25 protein-coding genes are annotated in these 18,686 nt (G+C 68.5%); 12 read left to right on the top strand and 13 right to left on the bottom strand.

The features are described 5' to 3' along the window. Positions 1-242: 242 nt before the first annotated feature. From C7H75_RS25715 to C7H75_RS09075, 3 genes are read left to right on the top strand one after another with little or no spacing between them, the layout of a single operon-like run. The gene (locus tag C7H75_RS25715; protein ID WP_139810843.1) at positions 243-470 is read left to right on the top strand and encodes a hypothetical protein; all 228 of its coding nucleotides are present in this window, start codon (positions 243-245) and stop codon (positions 468-470) included. Between the two features lie 60 nt (positions 471-530). Continuing rightward, entirely contained in the window at positions 531-1,331 is an 801-nt protein-coding gene (locus C7H75_RS09080; protein ID WP_084969632.1) for a helix-turn-helix domain-containing protein, read from the top strand. Between the two features lie 11 nt (positions 1,332-1,342). Next, complete coding sequence (locus tag C7H75_RS09075) at positions 1,343-1,729, top strand: VOC family protein (RefSeq protein ID WP_233281884.1); 387 nt, start codon at positions 1,343-1,345, stop codon at positions 1,727-1,729. Here the strand turns inward: C7H75_RS09075 and C7H75_RS09070 are convergent. From C7H75_RS09070 to C7H75_RS09060, 3 genes are read right to left on the bottom strand one after another with little or no spacing between them, the layout of a single operon-like run. Further along, positions 1,710-2,351, bottom strand: coding sequence for a LutC/YkgG family protein (locus C7H75_RS09070; protein ID WP_106851244.1), 642 nt, complete (start codon positions 2,349-2,351; stop codon positions 1,710-1,712). The genes C7H75_RS09075 and C7H75_RS09070 overlap by 20 nt on opposite strands. Next, positions 2,348-3,862: a LutB/LldF family L-lactate oxidation iron-sulfur protein gene (locus C7H75_RS09065; RefSeq protein ID WP_106851243.1), complete on the bottom strand. Its 1,515-nt coding sequence runs from the start codon at positions 3,860-3,862 to the stop codon at positions 2,348-2,350. The genes C7H75_RS09070 and C7H75_RS09065 overlap by 4 nt, the downstream gene beginning before the upstream one ends. Further along, the gene (locus C7H75_RS09060) at positions 3,859-4,614 is read right to left on the bottom strand and encodes a (Fe-S)-binding protein (protein WP_022595031.1); all 756 of its coding nucleotides are present in this window, start codon (positions 4,612-4,614) and stop codon (positions 3,859-3,861) included. The genes C7H75_RS09065 and C7H75_RS09060 overlap by 4 nt, the downstream gene beginning before the upstream one ends. A gap of 214 nt (positions 4,615-4,828) precedes the next feature. Here C7H75_RS09060 and C7H75_RS09055 point away from each other — a divergent pair, with 214 nt between their 5' ends. After that, positions 4,829-6,496, top strand: a complete 1,668-nt coding sequence (locus C7H75_RS09055; protein WP_064079214.1) for an L-lactate permease — start codon at positions 4,829-4,831, stop codon at positions 6,494-6,496. Positions 6,497-6,531: 35 nt separating this feature from the next. Continuing rightward, positions 6,532-7,263 (top strand): FadR/GntR family transcriptional regulator, encoded by a 732-nt coding sequence (locus C7H75_RS09050; RefSeq protein ID WP_005514202.1) that lies wholly within the window; start codon positions 6,532-6,534, stop codon positions 7,261-7,263. A gap of 1 nt (position 7,264) precedes the next feature. Here the strand turns inward: C7H75_RS09050 and C7H75_RS09045 are convergent, their stop codons facing one another. Both C7H75_RS09045 and C7H75_RS09040 read right to left on the bottom strand, forming a co-directional pair. Next, complete coding sequence (locus C7H75_RS09045) at positions 7,265-7,774, bottom strand: O-acetyl-ADP-ribose deacetylase (protein WP_084870831.1); 510 nt, start codon at positions 7,772-7,774, stop codon at positions 7,265-7,267. Then, positions 7,771-8,739 (bottom strand): ADP-ribosylglycohydrolase family protein, encoded by a 969-nt coding sequence (locus tag C7H75_RS09040; RefSeq protein ID WP_081185388.1) that lies wholly within the window; start codon positions 8,737-8,739, stop codon positions 7,771-7,773. Before C7H75_RS09040 ends, C7H75_RS09045 begins: the two co-directional genes overlap by 4 nt. Before the next feature lie 64 nt (positions 8,740-8,803). Between C7H75_RS09040 and C7H75_RS09035 the strand changes: the two genes are divergently transcribed. From C7H75_RS09035 to C7H75_RS09020, 4 genes are all read left to right on the top strand, one after another. Continuing rightward, the gene (locus C7H75_RS09035; RefSeq protein WP_084867319.1) at positions 8,804-9,460 is read left to right on the top strand and encodes an NUDIX hydrolase; all 657 of its coding nucleotides are present in this window, start codon (positions 8,804-8,806) and stop codon (positions 9,458-9,460) included. 126 nt (positions 9,461-9,586) lie between these two features. Next, a complete protein-coding gene (locus tag C7H75_RS09030; protein ID WP_081185386.1) occupies positions 9,587-10,606 on the top strand; it encodes a TY-Chap domain-containing protein in 1,020 nt (339 codons plus the stop codon). A gap of 131 nt (positions 10,607-10,737) precedes the next feature. Beyond that, positions 10,738-11,187, top strand: coding sequence for a DUF7144 family membrane protein (locus C7H75_RS09025; protein ID WP_005514211.1), 450 nt, complete (start codon positions 10,738-10,740; stop codon positions 11,185-11,187). Continuing rightward, positions 11,184-12,587 (top strand): hypothetical protein, encoded by a 1,404-nt coding sequence (locus tag C7H75_RS09020; RefSeq protein ID WP_106851242.1) that lies wholly within the window; start codon positions 11,184-11,186, stop codon positions 12,585-12,587. Before C7H75_RS09025 ends, C7H75_RS09020 begins: the two co-directional genes overlap by 4 nt. A 1-nt stretch (position 12,588) precedes the next feature. Here C7H75_RS09020 and C7H75_RS09015 read toward each other — a convergent pair whose 3' ends face one another. From C7H75_RS09015 to C7H75_RS08990, 6 genes are all read right to left on the bottom strand, one after another. After that, the gene (locus tag C7H75_RS09015; protein ID WP_106851241.1) at positions 12,589-13,023 is read right to left on the bottom strand and encodes a hypothetical protein; all 435 of its coding nucleotides are present in this window, start codon (positions 13,021-13,023) and stop codon (positions 12,589-12,591) included. A 35-nt stretch (positions 13,024-13,058) separates the two neighbouring features. Next, positions 13,059-13,337, bottom strand: coding sequence for a hypothetical protein (locus tag C7H75_RS09010; RefSeq protein WP_159025980.1), 279 nt, complete (start codon positions 13,335-13,337; stop codon positions 13,059-13,061). Positions 13,338-13,420: 83 nt separating this feature from the next. Next, positions 13,421-13,699: a cell division FtsX domain-containing protein gene (locus C7H75_RS09005; RefSeq protein WP_106851239.1), complete on the bottom strand. Its 279-nt coding sequence runs from the start codon at positions 13,697-13,699 to the stop codon at positions 13,421-13,423. A gap of 74 nt (positions 13,700-13,773) precedes the next feature. Then, on the bottom strand, positions 13,774-14,151 hold the full coding sequence (locus C7H75_RS09000; protein WP_106851238.1) for an SHOCT domain-containing protein: 378 nt from the start codon (positions 14,149-14,151) through the stop codon (positions 13,774-13,776). A gap of 21 nt (positions 14,152-14,172) precedes the next feature. Next, positions 14,173-14,508 (bottom strand): SHOCT domain-containing protein, encoded by a 336-nt coding sequence (locus C7H75_RS08995; RefSeq protein WP_037084417.1) that lies wholly within the window; start codon positions 14,506-14,508, stop codon positions 14,173-14,175. Positions 14,509-14,524: 16 nt separating this feature from the next. Next, positions 14,525-14,974 (bottom strand): DUF6325 family protein, encoded by a 450-nt coding sequence (locus C7H75_RS08990; protein WP_172504570.1) that lies wholly within the window; start codon positions 14,972-14,974, stop codon positions 14,525-14,527. 205 nt (positions 14,975-15,179) lie between these two features. On the opposite strand from C7H75_RS08990, the gene C7H75_RS08985 reads away from it, so the two are divergent. Together C7H75_RS08985 and C7H75_RS08980 are read left to right on the top strand one after the other, a co-directional pair. Next, positions 15,180-15,458, top strand: a complete 279-nt coding sequence (locus C7H75_RS08985; protein WP_084980227.1) for a GNAT family N-acetyltransferase — start codon at positions 15,180-15,182, stop codon at positions 15,456-15,458. Between the two features lie 107 nt (positions 15,459-15,565). Then, positions 15,566-16,564 (top strand): MBL fold metallo-hydrolase, encoded by a 999-nt coding sequence (locus C7H75_RS08980; RefSeq protein WP_005514222.1) that lies wholly within the window; start codon positions 15,566-15,568, stop codon positions 16,562-16,564. Between the two features lie 44 nt (positions 16,565-16,608). On the opposite strand, the gene C7H75_RS08975 is transcribed toward C7H75_RS08980, so the two are convergent. Both C7H75_RS08975 and C7H75_RS08970 read right to left on the bottom strand, forming a co-directional pair. Further along, positions 16,609-16,812 (bottom strand): type II toxin-antitoxin system antitoxin, encoded by a 204-nt coding sequence (locus C7H75_RS08975; protein WP_005514223.1) that lies wholly within the window; start codon positions 16,810-16,812, stop codon positions 16,609-16,611. Between the two features lie 11 nt (positions 16,813-16,823). Next, positions 16,824-17,750, bottom strand: a complete 927-nt coding sequence (locus tag C7H75_RS08970; protein WP_005514225.1) for an SPFH domain-containing protein — start codon at positions 17,748-17,750, stop codon at positions 16,824-16,826. A 142-nt stretch (positions 17,751-17,892) separates the two neighbouring features. On the opposite strand from C7H75_RS08970, the gene C7H75_RS08965 reads away from it, so the two are divergent. Continuing rightward, on the top strand, positions 17,893-18,678 hold the full coding sequence (locus C7H75_RS08965; RefSeq protein WP_106851237.1) for an enoyl-CoA hydratase/isomerase family protein: 786 nt from the start codon (positions 17,893-17,895) through the stop codon (positions 18,676-18,678). Positions 18,679-18,686 lie beyond the last annotated feature (8 nt).

Raw genomic sequence — 18,686 nt, 5'->3', positions numbered from 1 at the left:
TATGTGCGGTTCACGGTTCTCCTGCCGGACACAGTGTGGCGGTACTGCTGAGGACCAGTCAGAAGATAGGGGTCGATGTCCGCGGCTACCTGCTCGGCGGGTTCTTGGAGATCCTCTCGAAGTCGCTCTCTCGACTCGTCGATGCTCCTGCGGTTCGAACCGAGTGGCCGTTGTGCGAGTACTGCGAGACGAAACGACGCCGACACCTGCGCGGGGCGGCAGTCGTCTCCACTGTTGGGATCGTGCTCGTCGTTGTCGCGATGGCCCTCGCGGTCGCGGATCTGCGCGGGGTCGTCGCGACGACTGCCTTCCTATCCGGCTTGATCGCGCAGCCAGTCGCAGTGCTGTTGCTTCAAGCCGTCAGGCCGCAGAAGCTGCTGCACGCCACCGCGACGCCCGACGGCTCCGCCGTGATCGTCACCGACCCGCACCCCGCCTTCACGGCGGCGGTGCGGAACCTCCAGCGGTAAGCCCCGCCGGGCGCGCTCGAACTCCTGGGCCAAGCCCCCGTCAAGTGTGACAATGCAGGAGTGGATCTCCGTCAGGCCTGTCGTGCCGCGGGCATCGGTGTGGTGTCCGTCAGTACTCACTCCGGCCCGGAGCGGGTGCACCGCGCCGTTCCGACGCTGACCACCCGCCTCGTCGTCAGCTTGGGCGCCCCCATCGAGGTCCGCTACGACGCCCGCACCACGCACACCAACGCCGTGCTGACAGGGCTGATGCGACCCGGAGTCGCAACGTCGGCCACCGTGTTGCGGCCACAGCAGCCGACGGTCTACGTCGAGTTGACGGCACCCGCCCTGCAACGGCTCACCGGGATGCCGCCGAGCGAGCTGGATGCGGGCGGGGTCAGCGCCGACGCGGTCCTGCCGTGGGCGGGTTCGCTGCGTCAGGAGCTGACCGACCGGCCGGCGCACCAACGTGAAGCGGTGGTGCGCAGACGCCTCCTCGAAGAACTCGCGTCGAGTCGCCGCAGCTGGGGTAACGATGACGCCTTCCGAACCCTTGCGCTGATCGACGCCCACGACGGGACGATGTCGGCCGACGAGCTGGCGCGCGCCGCGCACCTGAGCCCTCGACGACTGCGGGACGTCATGGGGCAGGCGCTGGGCGTCACCCCCAAGTTCGCGTCGCGGGTGGCGCGTCTGGGAGCGGCCGTGAACCGCGCCGGCGCGGGCGCCGCGTCCTGGGCCGACGTGGCCAGCGCCTCCGGCTATCACGACCAGAGTCACCTGGTCCGCGACTTTCGCGACCTCATGGACACGACCCCGACCGCCTGGCTGGGCGAAGAGGGCCGAAATTTACAAGGCTGGCGCCGCCCTCAGCCGTGACGATGGAGCACATGAACAGTCAACTGCTCCCCAAACTGCTGGTATCCGACGCCGATGCGGCGATCACCTTCTACCGGGACGCGCTGGGCGCCGAACTCGTCATGCGGGTGGCCGACGACGACGGCATCGTCAACCATGCCGAACTCGAGGCCGACTCGGCCGCGTTCGCCCTCGCCCAGAGCGTCCCGGAATGGGGATGGAACGATCCCGCCGCGACGGGCGGATCACCCGTCCTGCTGATGATCACCGTCCCCGACCCGGACGCGACAGCGGACCGTATGGTGACCCGCGGCGGCGAGTTGGTGATCCCGGTCGACAATCGCCCCTACGGCAAACGCCAAGGCCGAGTGAAGGATCCGTTCGGTCACGTGTGGATCGTCAGTGGAGAGCCTCGGTAGGTCCCACGATCACCACGTGCAGATTCCGCGGACCGTGCACGCCCTCGACGCGTTCGAGTTCGATGTCCGACGTCGCCGACGGCCCACTGATCATCGTGGTGGGCCGCTCGGGCACCAGCCGTGCCATAGCCTCGGGCACGCCTACTTCGATGCTGTCGACGGTCACCACGCACACGTGCAGGTCGGGCACCAGCGTCAGGGCGCGACGGCCCTGGTCGGGGCTGCCGTCGAGGCAGATGGTGCCGGTCTCGGCGCACGACACCGCGGACGCGGTGACGACACCGTCCAGGTCACCCAGCTGGGGCGCCGGCACGGTCGGCGAGTCCACCACGACCACGCCGTCGAACCGGGACAGCCACGAATCGTCCAGTCCGGCAGGCACACCGACGCGGCGCGCACCGACCTCGGTCAAGACGCGGGCAAGCACGTCGGGCAGCTCCGCGACAGTGCTGCGATGCACCACGGCCTTGTAGTCCACCAACCGATCGACCAGCAGCTCCACGCGGTCGGCGTCGGGCATCGTGCGACCGGTCCGGTACTCGCGCGGAGCCTCGACGGTCTTCGGGGGCGCCAGCGTCAGCGCGTCGCGGATGCGTCCCATGATCACGTCACGCGAACTCATCGCTGACCGTCCTTCCGTGCGTCGGCGATGGCCGCGCGGCCCTCGGCGGAGTCCCACCACTGCCGGAACGTCTGCTTCGGCGGCGCCGGGATGTCGCGGGCGTCGGTCCACCCGCTGAGCGGCGGCGGCAGTGTCGAGATCTTGCCCTTCTTGCCGGCCACGACACGTCCGAGCCCGGCAGCCTTCTGCGCCACCGTGAACCGCTTCGCCGACGACATCGCGATCGACGCCGCCTTCATCGCGGCGGCCTCGGCGCCGAAGCCGGACTTCTGCACTTTCTGGTGGCGCAGCTCGACCAGCAGCGACGGAATGTCGATCTTCACCGGGCACGCCTCGAAGCACGCACCGCACAGGCTGGAGGCGAACGGCAGCGTCGAGTTGGGGTCGTCCTTGCCGTCCATGCCCGCGAGCTGCGGGGTGAGGACCGCACCGATCGGACCCGGGTAGGTGGAGCCGTAGGCGTGGCCACCGGTGCGCTCGTACACCGGGCACACGTTGAGGCACGCCGAGCAGCGGATGCAGTTGAGCGCCTCGCGGCCGACGCTGTCGGCGAGGGCGGCGGTGCGGCCGTTGTCGAGCAGCACCAGGTGGAAGTTCTGCGGGCCGTCGTCGGGCGTGACACCGGTCCACATCGACGTGTACGGGTTCATCCGCTCCCCGGTGGACGAGCGCGGCAGCAACTGCAGGAACACCTCGAGATCCCGGTACGTGGGGATCACCTTCTCGATGCCCATCACGGTGATCAGCGTCTGCGGCAGTGTCAGGCACATCCGGCCGTTGCCCTCGGACTCGACGACGCCGAGCGTGCCGGTCTCGGCGATGCCGAAGTTGGCGCCGGAGATCGCGACGGGCACCGTCATGAATTTGTGCCGCAGGAACTTCCGCGCGGCGGCCGCGAGGTGCTTGGGGTTGTCGTCGAGCGCGGGATCGACGCCGTCCATCTCCTTCAGGAAGATCTCCCGGATCTCCGAACGGTTGCGGTGGATCGCGGGCACCAGGATGTGCGACGGCTTGTCGTGACCGAGCTGCACGATGAGCTCCGCGAGATCCGTCTCGTAGGCGTGGATGCCGTTGACCTCGAGGTGCTCGTTGAGCTCGATCTCCTGGGTGGCCATCGACTTGACCTTGATGACCTCGTCGGAGCCGGTCTCGCGGACGAGCCGGGTGACGATCTCGTTGGCCTCGTTGGCATCGGCCGCCCAGTGCACGACGCCGCCGCGCGCGACGACGGCGGCCTCGAGCTGTTCAAGCAGCTCCGGCAGCCGGTTCATCACATCGGTCTTGATCGCCGCTCCGGCGTCGCGCAGGTCCTCCCAGTCGGGCAACTCGCCGGTGACGGCGAGGCGCTTGGCCCGGATCGTGTGGGTGGCCTTGCCGATGTTGCTGCGCAGCTGCGTGTTCGCGAGTTCGTGGTGCGCGGCGGCCGGGAACTTCTCGGTGCCGCGCAGGAAGCCCACACCCTTCGGGGCGCGCGGCGGGAAGGCCGGCAGGCCGAGTGCGACGTCGCTCATGCGCTCACCTCCACGCTGGACTCGACCGAGGCCAGGATCTCGGCGAGATGCACCGTCCGGGTGCCCATCTGCAGCCGCGACATCCCGCCGCCGATGTGCATCAGACACGATGAGTCGCTGGCGCAACAGTATTCGGCACCGGTGTCGCCGATGTTGCGAATCTTGTCGGCCAGCATCGCCGTCGACGTCTCCGCGTTCTTGATCGCGAACGTGCCACCGAAGCCGCAGCACGCGTCGGCCTCGGGCAGCTCCACGAGGTCGATCTCGCGGACCGCGCGCAGCAGTTGCAGCGGCTTGTCGCCCACACCGAGCATCCGCAGCGAGTGGCACGTGGGGTGGTACGTGACGCGGTGCGGGTAGTAGGCGCCCACGTCGGTGACGCCGAGGACGTCGACGAGCAGTTCCGACAGCTCGTACGTCTTCGCCTTCACGGTCTCGACCTGCCCGCACAGGGCCGCGGTGCCGTAGCGGGAGGCGACGATCTCGTGCTGGTGCCGCACCGACCCGACGCACGACCCCGACGGCGCGACGACGGCGTCGATCGAGGCGTCGCCGAAGTTGTCGGCGTAGTTCGCCACGAGCGGCAGCGCGTCGGGCTGGTAGCCGGTGTTGACGTGCATCTGGCCGCAGCACGTCTGCCCGGGTGGGAACACGACCTCGTGTCCCAACCGGGTCAACAGCAGTGCGGTGGACTTGGCGGCATTCGGGAACATCGTGTCCCCCATGCACGTCGCGAACAGCGCGATTCGCATGCGATTCTCCAGGCGATCGTCGGTGTGGTCTGACCACAGTAACGCATGGTCACAGCCTTGACGCAACAACTGACGCGGTTCTGCCCCAACTTTCGTGCAGCGCTCGAATGTGATCGGGGTCATGGTGTACGGTCCTGTGGTCTGACCACACAGCGGTCATATCCGGCCCGCCCCCGAACGCCGTCATCCCCGCGGCGCAATCCAGGAGTTTCATGTGGAAACCGAGACCCTCGCGGTGACCTTCACCCCCGCGACCGACGCCGTCGGCGGCAGCCTCACCGCCTCGGCGCTGGTCGGCCTCGTCCCGCTGGCCACGTTCTTCGTGCTGCTGGCCGGCTTCAAGCTCAAGGCCTGGTACGCCGGGCTGGGCGCGCTCGCCGCCGCGGCCCTGGTCGCGATCATCGGCTTCGACATGCCGGCGTCGCTCACCGGACTGTCCGCGCTGCAGGGCATCGCGTTCGGCCTGTTCCCGGTGATGTGGATCGTGGTGACCGCGATCTGGTTCTACGAACTGACCGTCGTGAGCGGACGCTTCGAGGACCTGCGGCGGGTGTTCAACTCGATCGGCCGCGGCGACATGCGCGTGCAGGCCATGCTGATCGCCTTCTGCTTCGGCGGCATGCTCGAGGCCCTCGCCGGCTTCGGCGCACCGGTCGCGATCACCGGCGCGATGCTGATCGCCCTCGGCATGCCACCCATCCGTGCCGCGGTCACCGTCCTGGTTGCCAACACGGCACCGGTTGCCTTCGGCGCCATGGCGATTCCGATCACCACCGCCGGCAACCTCACCGACATCCCGGCCACCGAGATCGCCGCCGTCGTCGGACGGCAGACCCCGATCCTGGCCCTGTTCGTCCCGCTGCTCCTGCTGTTCCTGGTCGACGGCCGTCGCGGCATGAAGCAGGTGTGGCCGATCGCCCTGGTCACCGGCGCGGTCTTCGCCCTCGCCCAGTTCTGGTGCTCGGCGCACTTCTCGTACGAGCTGACCGACGTCGTCGCGTCCCTCGCCGGCCTGGCCGCCGCGGTGATCATGCTCCGCTTCTGGGCACCGAAGACCCCGGACGACCAGCGTTCGAAGGTCGAGGCCGAGGCGCTGAGCCCGTCGCGCGTGTTCATGTCTCTGTTCCCGTACCTGCTGGTGGTCGTCGTCTTCGGCATCGCGAAGCTGTGGACCGTCGGCGTCGACATCCCGAAGTGGCTGTCCGGCACCGACCGGAAGATCGAGTGGCCGGGCCTGTTCGGCAACCTGCTGACCGGAACCGGCGCTCCCGCCTCGAGCGCGATCTACACCTTCTCGTGGTTGTCGAATCCCGGCACACTGCTGCTGATCTGCGGCGTCATCGTCACGATCGTGTACGCGCTGTGGACGGACGACGGCCGCTTCCCGCTCACGCCGCGCATGTCGGTGGTGACCCTCGGCGTGACGCTGGTGAAGATGCGGCTCGCGATCGCCACCGTCGCCACCGTCCTCGGACTGAGCTACGTGATGAACCAGTCCGGCCAGACCGTCGCGATCGGCACGTGGCTGGCCGCGACCGGCTCGATCTTCGCGTTCTTCTCACCGATGCTGGGTTGGCTCGGTACCGCCGTCACCGGCTCCGACACCTCCGCCAACGCCCTGTTCGCGAAGCTGCAGCAGACCGCCGGACAGACCGCCGGCATCGACCCGACACTGCTGGTGGCCGCCAACACCTCCGGCGGCGTCGTCGGAAAGCTGGTGAGTCCGCAGAACCTCACCATCGCGGCCACGGCCGTGGGGCAGGCGGGCAGCGAGCCGATCCTGCTGCGAAAGGTCATCGGCTACAGCCTCGGCATGCTGGTGATCCTGTGCACGCTGGTCTACCTGCAGTCCACCCCGGTCCTCAGCTGGATGCTGCCGTGACCACGCCCGATCGACACCGCCTAGGCTGACGTGTCATGTCGTCCGAACCCACTCCGTCCGACCTGCTGGTCACGGCGCACCCGCGCGCCTGGGAGCACGTGCTCAGCAAGGTCGAGGAGATGATGGTGTCGGGCGAGCTCGCACCGGGACAGCGCCTCCCGGGCGAACGCACCCTCGCCGCCGATCTCGGCGTCGGGCGGTCGTCCGTCCGGGAGGCGCTGCGCGTCATGGAGGCGCTCGGTCTCCTCAAGGCACAGACCGGATCCGGCCCCAACGCGGGCGCCATGATCGTCTCCCGCCCCACCGGCGGTATGACGATGCTGATGCGCATGCAGGTCGCGGCGCACGGCTTCCCGGTCTCCGACGTCGTGCAGACCCGTCTCGTGCTCGAGTCCGAGGTGATGCGGACCCTCGCCGCCCAGCCGACGGTCGATCTGAGCACCGCCGTCGAACTGCTCGATTCGATGGACGAGCCGTCGCTGAGCTCGGACGAGTTCCTCGTGCTCGACGCCCAGTTCCACGTCGCGATGGCCGACGCCGCCGGCAACCAGGTGATCGCCGCGATGATGGCCGGGCTGCGCGCGTCGATCGAGTCGTACGTCGTGGGCGGGGTGGACCGGATCGCGTGGCCCACGACGTGCACCCGGCTGCGGCACGAGCACCGTGGTCTGGTCGAGGCGGTCCGCAACGGCGACGCGTCCCTCGCGCAGCAACGGATCGTCGCCCACATCCGCGGCTACTACGAGGGCCTGCGCCACGACGCCTGAGTCACCCCGCGGCGCGCCGCATCAGGTTCGCGACGTGCGACTCGAACGCGACCAGCGTGACCACGTCGACGGCGGTGCGCGACGCCCGGATCGCCGAGACCGCCTGCTTTACAGCGTCTTCAGTGGGCCACCCGAACGCACCCGCCGAGATCAGCGGGAACGCCACGGTCCGCGCGCCGAGCCCGTCCGCGACCGCGAGGCTGCGGGTGTAGCAGGAGCGCAGCAAGCCCGACCGGTCCTCGTGGCGGGAGAACCGCGGGCCGACGGTGTGGATCACCCACGACGCGGCGAGGTTTCCGGCGGTCGTGGCGACCGCCGCACCCTCGGCGAGCCCGTCGGGCAGCGTGGTCGACCGGAGCGTGCGGCACTCGGCGAGAATCGCCGGTCCACCGCGGCGGTGGATGGCGCCGTCCACCCCGCCGCCGCCGAGCAGCGTCGAGTTGGCGGCGTTGACGATCGCATCCGTCCGGAACGTGGTGATGTCGCCCTCGGCGACGTCGATGACGGTCATTTCGGTTCTCCGTTCACGGTGTCGGTCACGGCCGTTCGTGACGCGATGTCGAGGCCGATCCGGACCAGGTCGTCCCCGCGGTAGCCCGGCCAGCCGTGCAGCATTGCGCGCCAGCGGTCCGGCACCGCCGACGCGCCCCACCGGGCACCGAGCAGACCGCCCGCGATGGCAGCGGTGGTGTCGGTGTCGTGGCCGGCGCGCACGGCACGCTCGAGCGCAGCGGGCAGCTGCTCCGGCCCCTGCGGCGTCCCGGCGATCGCCCACCACGCCGTGAGCAGTGCGTCGACGACCCAACCGTTGTTCGGGAAGTCCGCGGGCGTGCCGGTCTCGGCGGTGTCGAGCAACGGCGACCAGTACGCGCGGGTGCCGCTGTCGGCGATCTCGAGGTAGCCGCGCACGCCGTCGAACGTGCCGTGCAGCACGGCGTGCCGGATGGCGTACGTCCACATCTCGCACGCCTCGACCGCCCGCTCGTCGTGATGGGTGAGTAGGCCGATCGCCCGCGCTGCGCGCACGCAGCGACCCTCGTCGTCGAGGAACGCGAGCGCCACCGGCGCGGTCCGCATCAGCGAGCCGTTGCCCCCCTTGCGCCCCGGCACCGCCCACGCGCGCTCCCGCATCGCGGCAGCGTCGGCGGGGCGCGTGGACAGCACCGCGCGCGTCTGGTTCCCGATGTCCGCGGGGTCGGAGTCGTACCAGCGCACGAACTGGGCGGCGACCGCATCCAGTCCGGCAACGGTGGAGATGTCAACGCCGGTGGCGGCCGCCTCGGCGATGGCGAGCGCCATCGACGTGTCGTCGGTCCACTCCCCCGGTGCGAACGCTCCGATCCCGCCGCCGATCATGTCGATGACGGTGTCCGGACGCGGGGTGGTGAATTCGTATCCGGCACCGAGCGCGTCACCCGCGGCGGTGGCCAGCAGCACGCCCCCGACGCGATCGGCCCGAATTTCGTTCAGCTCCATGAAGAACCCCTTTTAGATCAATGTTGCGCTAAAGATTAGATCATGGGTGCGCTAATCTGCAACCGTGAACGAGAAGTCCCTCACCGACTATCCCCGTCCATCGGTCGCCGTGGACGTCGCGGTACTCACCGTCGACGAGCGCGGACTCGCCGTCGTGGTGGTCGACGGGCCGCGCGGCCTCGCGCTGCCGGGCACCTTCCTGCATCCGGGTGAACGCCTGTCCGATGCGGCCGAGCGGGCCCTGAGCACGAAGGCCGACCTCACCGGCACCGACTTCCATCAGCTCGCGATGTTCGACGCGCCGGACCGCGACGACCGCGGCTGGGTGCTGTCGATGGCCCACGGCGCGGCGCTGCCGGTCGACCGACTGCCCCACGACGTGCGACTGGTGCGGATCGACGACCGCAGCCCCGGCGAACCCCTGGCATTCGACCACGCCGAGATGGTGTCGCACGCGGTCGACGATCTACGGGCCCGCTACTCCCGGCACGTCGATCCGTCGGGGCTGCTGCCCGAGGAGTTCACGGTGCTCGAACTGCGCCGGCTCTACGAAGCGATCTACGACCGCCCCCTCCCCAAGGACACGTTCCGGCGACTGGTCGTCGAGGCACTCGAGACGACCGGGCGGACCAGCAGTGGTGGCGCCGGACGGCCCGCCGAGATCTTCCGCCGCACCGGGGCCGAGCTCCCCGCCGGCGCGACGGCGCTGCTCGCGGGCTGAACGGCCACACGCCGGGGTCGCCGTCCACGATCCTGTCGGGGGTCCGCGCTACCTTGATCACCACATCACCGGGCGCCCGATTCCAGGTTTGCCCGGTGAGGCTCCATCCGGAATGACAGGGGGCTCATGATCGATTCCGACACCTTCGACGCAGCAATCGACCGGTCCTGGAACCGCTTCCAGCGCCGCCTCGCCGACCACCTCGCTGCCATGCGCAACGACGACGTCCTCGTCCTCGAGTGGGCCGAGGAATCCACGGTGGAGGGTTTCGCCCCGTGGGTGCAGTTCCTCGTATGGGACGAGGTCATGCTGCGTGGGGAGGTGTCGTCCAACGCGTACCTCGCACCCCGCCACCAGCTGGCCCCGGCAGCCGAGAACATCCTCCGCAACCTGGGCTGGTCCGCACCCACCCACGGACCCGACGACGACCCAGACGAGGGTTCGTCCGCGTTCTTCGTCGATCGCGAACAACGTTGGGCCGACCAGTGTGCCGCAATGACCGTGACGACGTTGCGCGAGGTGTGGAGCGTCCCGCATCCGAGTTTCCTGCGACCCGAGATCGTCGGCACCCTCGCCGGCTCCGACCTGCTGGGCATCCCGGACGTCGAGACCGGTGACGAGTTCGCCGTCCCGTACGTGGACGACACTGTCGCGACGGTGCCCGACGATCCGCAGCAGCTACGCGAACTCATCGCGCGGGCGGTCGAACAGTCGCTCGGGTTCATGCCCCGCCTCGACCAGGACGGCGACGTCGTGCTCACGCTCGACGACCATCCGGTGTTCGTGATCGCGCACCCCGATCAACCACTGGTGCGGGCGTGGATGCCGTTGTTGCACTCGATCACCGGCCGGACCCGCGCCGCGGAGATGATCTGCGACCTCACCCGCCGCTGGCCCGCGATCCGGTTCACTCTCGACGAGGACCGGCTGAACGCGTCCGTCGACGTCTCGGCCAATCCTTTCGTGCCGCGCCATCTCGCGGACGCCCTCGACCAGCTGGGCCGGTTCGCAGCCTCCGTCGACACGGCGTTCGCGACGCGGTTCGGCGGCGCCCGCATCGTCGACGACCCGCCGGACGACGAGATCGACGGCGAGGCACCGAATTCCCTCGGTCCTTCCGGCCACGAACCGAAAGGTGCCGAGTGACGGACGTCGTCGCGCTCGCCGATCGCGGCTCCTGACGGACTGAGGAACCTGGGCGAACTCGGTCCCGGAATCGTGGGAGCGGAGCACAATCATGTTCCGTGCACGATTCTGCGCCGACGGAAGGGGCACCCATGTCCGACCGCACGCCCGAGAACCACGGTCACGACGGGCTCTTCGCCGGCGACACGGTGGTCGAGCAGGCCGTTGCGAAGGGAACAGCACTGGGCGGCGCGGTCCTGCTCGTCACGGTCGGCCTGCTCGAAGCCCTCCAGGGCCTGTCCGCCGTCGACGGTGACAAGGTGCTGGACCTGGACGCCGACTACCGATTCCAGCTCGGCGAGACCGGGTGGGGCTGGATTCACGTGGTACTGGGCATTGTCGTCGCCGCCGCCGGTGCGGCGCTGTTCACCGGCCGCGCGTGGGCCCGGGTGGCCGCGATGGTGATCTGCGGCGTGTCGATTCTCGTCAACTTTCTGTGGTTGCCGAACTACCCGATGTGGGCGATCTCGATCATCGCGCTCAACGCCGTGGTCATCTGGGCGGTTGCCACCTGGAACCCTGAGGAGACGTCGCGGCCATGACGAACGACGCCGGAAACGGTCCGCTCGACAACGACGAACGGGCGGAGCTGCGACGCCTTCGCGCCGAGGTTGCGACGCTGCGCACCCAGGTCGCCGAAGCGGGTTCGGCCACCGCGGCGCCCGCCCGCCCACCTCGACACACGTTGCGTTGGATCGGGGTGACCGTACTACTCGTTCTCGTCGCCGTCCTGGCGATCGTGTCGGTGACGTCCCGCTTCGTGCGCAGCCAGATCCTCGACACCGACCGGTACATCACCACCGTCGCACCGCTCGGCGAGGATCCTGCGATCCAGGCCGAGGTCACCAACCAGATCACCGACGAGATCTTCAGCCGCGTCGACATCGACGCGCTCACCGCGGAAGCGCTGGGCGCGATCACCGAAGCCTCGAACGTCGCGTCCAACGCTCCGCGCGTCAATCAGCTCCTGACCGGGTTGTCGCCCGTGATCGCGGGTCAGACGAAGAGCTTCGTCCACGACACGGTGTCGACGTTCGTGCAATCCCAACAGTTCGAGGATCTGTGGATCCAGGCCAACCGCCGCGCCCACGGCGCCCTCGTGTCGGTCGTCACCGGCAACTACGGGATCAGTTCCGTCGAGGTCGATCAGAGCGGCACCGTGAGCATCTCGCTGGCAACGATCATCGAGAATGTGAAGACCGCATTGACCGACCGCGGTTTCACGATCGCGCAGAACATTCCGTCGGTCGACAAGCAGTTCGTGCTGTTCCAGTCCCCGAATCTGGTGAAAGCCCAACGCGCGGTCAACGCACTCGACAAGGCGTCCGCAGTACTGCCGTGGCTCGGCATAGCCTGCATCGCCGGTGCGGTCGCGCTCGCTCCACGTGGTCGTCGCCTGCGCACCCTGTCACTCGCCGGGCTGTCGGTGGCACTCGGGATGCTCGTCCTCGCGATCGCGATACTCGTGGCCCGCGCGATCTACATCGACGACATCCCGGCCGACGTCCTGTCCGCCGATGCCGCGGCCGCGGTGGTCGACACGGTGCTCGTGCCGCTGCGCACCAGCCTGCGCGCAGTGGCGGTGGCGGCGCTGGTGGTCGCGGTCGGCGCCTATCTGGTCGGCGGATCCTCCTCGGCCATGGCCGTGCGGCGGGGGTTCGGTCGTGCCGTCACCGTGGTCAACCGTCCCGTGCACGGCCACACCCCGAGCAGCATCGAACGATGGGCATTCCAGCTTCGGGTTCCGCTGCGCTGCACGATCATCGGGATCGCAGCGTTGCTCCTGGTCTTCTGGCGCTACCCCACCGGTCTCGTCGTGTTCTGGATCGTCGTCGGCACCCTCCTCGCGCTCCTGGTGCTCGAGATCCTGGCGCGGCCGACCCGCGGCTACGTCGAGTCCGGGGACGAGCGGGAGGCCGACGAGGTTTCCTCGACAACCTGATTTACGGCTCGACGGCCACCCACCGCGCGCGCAACCGGCGGCGGCCGGCGACGACGGTGGAGAGCAGCCCTGTCGCGACGACCAGTTGGCCGACCAGCAACGACGACGGCAATGCGATCAGTTCCCACCCGGTCGTGCCGAACCCGAACGCCCACAAGACGATCCACACGGCAAGACCGGCGGTCACGAACTGTCCGAGCGTCATCAACAGTGGCCCCACGCCGGCGTGCCGGCGCCTCCGTACCAGGAGCACCACGCCGGAAAGGGCCCCGACGAGTACGGCGATCAACCCGATCGGCGTCGGAAGCACCACCATCAACCCGATCAACGGTCCCGGCTCGACCATTCCCGAGCTCACCAGCTGCGGCGCCACGAACAGCCACACCGATGCCGCACACAACACCGACACGATGGACGCCGTCGCGAGAGTCCTCATCGCGGCAACCTAACCCACCGGCACGCGACGGCCGATCAGACGCGCCCGGACCGCTCCCTCCGGAACGCCAGCACCGACACCCCTGCGAGAACCATCCCCAGCAGCATCGATACGGCCGCTCCCCATGCGACGACCACCTCGGTCTCAGCGGATCCGCCCACGACCCCGGTCGTGCACAGCGCCATCGGGAAGGGCCCGATCCGATGGGCCTCCCTGTAGGCTCCCGGAACGTACGACGCTGCGCTGTCGGCGCACAGTGATCCCGGCGGCGAGATCAGAAGCGCGAAGAGACACAGCACCAGCCCTACCGACACGCCCGTTCCTACCCGAATCCACCGCACAGCACGACTTTACGGTCGTCAACTTCAGGCCAAGGGAACTCCTGAATCCGCGGCGCTCAAGAGTCGCCACGCGTGAGCTTCCAACCGAACCGGATCGCCGCGACGGCTGACAACCATCCGAGCACTGCGCCCGCCACGGGATACACGAGCGCCACCAGCAGTGACGAGGGCTGGATCGCCACCGAGACGCTGCCGTACGAGTACTCGCCGACGTACGCGAAGTTGGTCCGGACGGGTTCGGACAGCCAGACCCACTCGACGAGAGTGACGACCGCGAGGGTGAGCAGACCGAGCACCAACCCGAAACAGGTCGCTAGCACCTTCAGCGCACGCATCGTGGCTCCCCGACAGATTCCATGACTGTGCACTATTCCAGGCCGGACGTCCGGAATGGGGTAAGCGCGGCGGCTCAGCTCAGCGCCCGCTGCTTCCGTTCCTGGAATTCGGCGTCGTCGATGAGGCCGGCGTCGAGCATCTGCTTCGCCTCGTGGATCTGGTGCGCGCGCGAACCCCGAGATATGCGCTCGACGTATTCGTGCTCGGCGTGCTCGACCCGCTCGAAGTCGGAGTGCGCCCGGCGCGCCATGTCGTCACCTTTGAGAATGACGTAGACCAGCGTCGACGCGAACGGCAAGAAGATCAGGAAAACGATCCACAACGCCTTCGCAACCCCCGACATCTTGTGGTCTCGTAACAGATCGGCGAACACCGCGAACAGGACGATGAGGTATGCGCCGAAGATGAAGCAGGCGAGGATCACTGCGACGACGTTCCAGAAGCTGTCCATCTTCGGCTCCTCCTCGGTGGGTCACGACGCCAGAATTCTGGCCTTCTCCGCGGCGAACTCCTCCTCCGTGAGGACTCCCTGCGCCTTGAGTTCGCCGAGTTGTTTGAGCGCGCTGATCCGGTCGACGGTTCCCGCGGCGGCCGGCGCCTGCGCCGCAGGGGGCGGCGGTGCGGCCTCGTACTGCGGCGCCGACTGGTACTGCGGTGCGGGCTCGTACTGGGGCGCGGACTCGTACTGGGGCGGAGCCTGCTGTGCTGCCCAGCGCTGGCCCTGCCTGCGCGACACCCGATTGGACACCGCAGTGGCGGTTCCTGCGACCACGGCGGTGCGGGCTACGCCTCGGAGAAGACCCGGCATGATTGCTCCTCAATTCTCAGGTGGAGGCGTCGAGCGCGTCGAGCGCCGACAGAACGCCCTGGACCGGAATGCGCCCGGACGCCACCAGTTGCGCGCCCTGACGTCGCAGCGCCGTCGCGAACGGTGCCGCCCAGCAGTTCTCGTAGACGAGGATCGCTCCGGACCTGCCCGGCTCGAGCGCGACGGCCGCCTCGTCGAGGTCGGTGCGGTCGAGCAACCCCGACGACGCCTCCGCGAACAGCGTGACGTCGACTTCGCTGCCGAACCCGAAATCCTCGATCGCGAGACCGACCACCGAGCCGTCGTCGTCCTTCCGGACGAACACCAGGTCGAGGACCCGGATGATGCCGCGTTCGACCAGGTCGACCAGGATCGGCAGCGCGGAGCCGTCGGGATTCCGCCCGGCCGGGAATTCCACGACCGCGTAATCGATGGGACCGAGTTCGTCGAACTCGGAATCGTCCAACTGCTTGTCGTCCACCGCACGACCTCTGTTCCTCGAAGGGCTGAGTCTGAAACGGAAGAGCCTCGATGCTGCGTCATCAGTATCTCATCGGGGCGCGCGACCGAAGCGGTGTTCGGCAAAGCCGGTCCGCGGGAATAGACCGATCCGGGCCGGGCCTTGTACCGAGGTAACGTGCGATCGTAAGCAACACGAAAGGAGCCCGACCGTGGCGAACAGGATCGAGCACAACGCGGATCAGAGCCGCTTCGAGATCTACGTCGACGACGCCCTCGCCGGCTACGCCGACTACGTCGAGGCGCACGGGATCCGCGACTTCGGGCACACCGTGACCGAGCCCGACTTCCGTGGGCAGGGCGTCGCCGGGCAGGTCGTCAAGGCTGCCCTCGACACCACCCGCGAGCAGGGCCTCAAGATCGTGCCGTCGTGCTCGTACGTCGCGAAGTACGTCCAGTCCCATCCCGAGTACGCCGACCTGGTCGCCTAGCCCCCGTTTTCCGTCGAGTGGGACCTGCCTCACCGCGGCCGCGCGCCACGGGGTAACTATGGAGACATAGTTAGAACGGGTTTCAACTAGTCAACGAGGTTGCGCGCATGAGTGATGCTTCGGCCATCGGAGATGGCATCTTCCAGATCACGGTTCCTATGTCCCACAATCCGTTGGGCAGCACGCTCGTCTACGCCATGGAGTCGCCAGGCGGACTCATACTGGTCGACGCCGGATGGGACGGCGACGAGGGCTGGGAGGGGCTGACCGCGGGCCTCGAGTCGGTCGGGCACTCGGTGTCCGAGGTCGAGGGGGTCGTGCTCACTCACTTCCACCCCGACCACACCGGCCTCTGCGGACGCGTCCGGGAGGCGTCGGGGGCGTGGATCGCGATGCACGAGGCCGACCACGACATGTTCGAGAAGATGTCGTCGGGCCGGGACCAGGAGTGGATGGACTTCCAGCTGTCCAACCTCGAGCGGGCCGGCGCGCCGGTCGCCGATCGGGAGGCCTTCCAGAAGTCCGCACAGGGCGACCCGCCGGTCGGGCCGGAATCGGCCCCCGACCGGATCCTCGTCGACGACGAACTGATCGCATTGGCGGGTCGAAGCCTGCGGGCCGTCTACACACCGGGCCACACGCCCGGCCACGTGTGCTTCTACCTCGAGGACGCCGACGTGATGTTCACCGGCGACCATGTGCTGCAGAAGACCACCCCGCACGTCGGCAACTTCGTGTACCCGCTCGAGGAGCGTGACGCGCTCGCCGAGTTCATGGACTCGCTGCGACGGGTGCAGAAGATGGACATCACCCGCGGGCTGGGGGCGCACGGCGTTCCCATCACCGACGTCGCGGGCCGGGCCGGGGAACTGCTCGATCACCACGAGGAGCGGCTCGACCACCTCTACGGCGCGTTCGCCGACGACGAGATCACGGTGTGGCAGGTGGCCGAACGGATGAAGTGGTACCGGCCGTGGGACAAGTTCCACCCCATGGCGAAGGGCATGGCGCTGTCCGAGGCCGCAGCCCACCTGCGCCACCTCGTCGCTCGCGGCCAGGTGGCGGAAGTACCGGGCAGCGATCCCGCCCGCTTCACCCGCAGCTGAACGAATCGAGAAGGGGCCCGGCGGTTTTCACCGCCGGGCCCCTTCTACTGTTCCTCGTCCTTACGTGGACGCCCCGGCCGCCGCATGCGCTCCGCACCGGCCGGAGCCCGTCCGGCGTCGTCGAGCGCGCGGCGCAGCAGGAACTCGATCTGGGCGTTGGTGCTTCGCAGCTCGTCCGCAGCCCACCGTGCGAGCGCGTCGTGCACCGCGGGGTCGAGGCGCAACAGCACCTTCTTGCGTTCGACCATGACGACGCAGCCTACTGGTAGAGCGTGCCGGTGTTGACGATCGGCTGGGCGCTCTGGTCTCCGCACAGGACCACCAGCAGATTGGAGACCATCGCGGCCTTGCGCTCCTCGTCGAGTTCGACGGTGTGCTCACGTTCGAGCCGATCCAGCGCCGACGCGACCATCCCGACCGCGCCGTGGACGATCTGCTCACGGGCCGCGATGACGGCACCGGCCTGCTGCCGCCGCAGCATCGCCTGCGCGATCTCCGGCGCGTAGGCCAGCTGGTTGATGCGCGACTCGATCACCTGCACACCCGCCGACCGCACCCGCTCCCCGACCTCCTCGGACAACCGGGAGGTGATCTCGTCGGCGTTCTGCCGCAACGAGATCGACGTGCCGTCACCGTCGTACGGGTAACTGCCGGCGATGTGGCGCACCGCGGCCTCGGTCTGGACGGCCACGAACTCTTCGAAGTCGTCGACGTCGAACGTCGCGCGGGCGGTGTCGCGCACCTGCCAGACGATGACGGCGGAGATCTCGATCGGATTGCCGTCGGCGTCGTTCACCTTCGCTTTGCCGGTGTCGTGGTTACGGATTCGGGTGGAGATGGCCCGCCGGGTGTTGAGCGGATTGATCCAGCGCAGCCCGTCCTCGCGCAGCGTCCCGGCGTACGAACCCTGCAGCAACTGGAGGACTCGAGCCTGGCCGGGTTCGACGAGGACGAGTCCGACCAGCGCGATCAGCGCCGCGACGACCACCAGGGAGCCGGCCACGATCAGCGGGATGTTCACGTCCGACCACAGCAGAACCCCGGCCGTGATCACCCCGGCGCCCGCGAGCACCGCGAGCAGTCCGCCGACCGCGACGGGCCACCCGTTGGCGGACCAGCCGAGACGCTCCACCACCCCGGTCGCTTCCACCACACCCCTACCGGCGACTTCGGTTTCGGATGCCATCGCGTGCCCTCCTCGTCCGCACGGCCCGCTCGGCCGCGCTCGTTCGAAACAGATATTAAAGTGATATCAGTTTTTAAGCAAAGCGCGGACCGGGCCCGAGAAAGACCTACCCGGCCCCTGAAATTCGTTCTAGTCTTCGAGTATGAGCATCCTGGTAGAGGACAACGCCCGCGTCCGAACCCTCACACTCGACCGCCCCGAGGCACTCAACGCGTTCAGTGAAGTCCTGTACGACGCCACCACCGAAGCGCTCCTGGACGCGGCAGACGACCCGACCGTCGCCGTCGTGCTGCTCACCGGGAACGGCCGCGCCTTCAGCGCCGGCACCGATCTCCGAGAGATGCAGGCGCTCAACACCGACCCGGACTATCAGCGCGGCAAGCACGGTTTCAACGGACTCGTCGACGCACTGGCTGCCTTCCCGAAGCCGCTGATCTGCGCCGTCAACGGTCTTGCACTCGGCGCCGGTGCGACGATCCTGGGGTTCGCCGACCTCACGTTCATGGCCGACACCGCACGTCTCCGCTATCCGTTCACCAACCTCGGCGTCGTCCCCGAGGCCGGATCGAGCTACCTGATGCCGGCGCTGATCGGGCGGCAGAACGCGGCGTGGGCACTGCTGAGTTCGGAGTGGATCGACGCCTCACAGGCGAAGGAGATGGGTCTGGCATGGCGCGTGTGCACGCCGGACGAGCTCTTGACAGTCGCCCGCGAACACGCGGAAATCCTTGCTTCCAAACCGATCTCCAGCCTCGTCGCGGTCAAACGCACGATGACCGAACCGCTGCGGACCGCGATCGCAGAGGCACGGGAACGGGAGAATGCCCACTTCCGCGAGATGCTGGGCGGACCGGCGAACACCGAGGCACTCGCCGCTTTCACCGAGGGGCGGCCCGCGGACGCATCGCAACTCCCTGCCGATCACTGACAGCCCTG

It is taken from the genome of Rhodococcus (subgen. Prescottella) equi (genome assembly GCF_003013675.1).
GTDB classification, from domain to species: Bacteria; Actinomycetota; Actinomycetes; order Mycobacteriales; family Mycobacteriaceae; genus Prescottella; species Prescottella equi.
The sequence above is the reverse complement of the archived record's forward strand: the minus strand, read 5'-3'. Positions and strand labels throughout refer to the sequence as shown.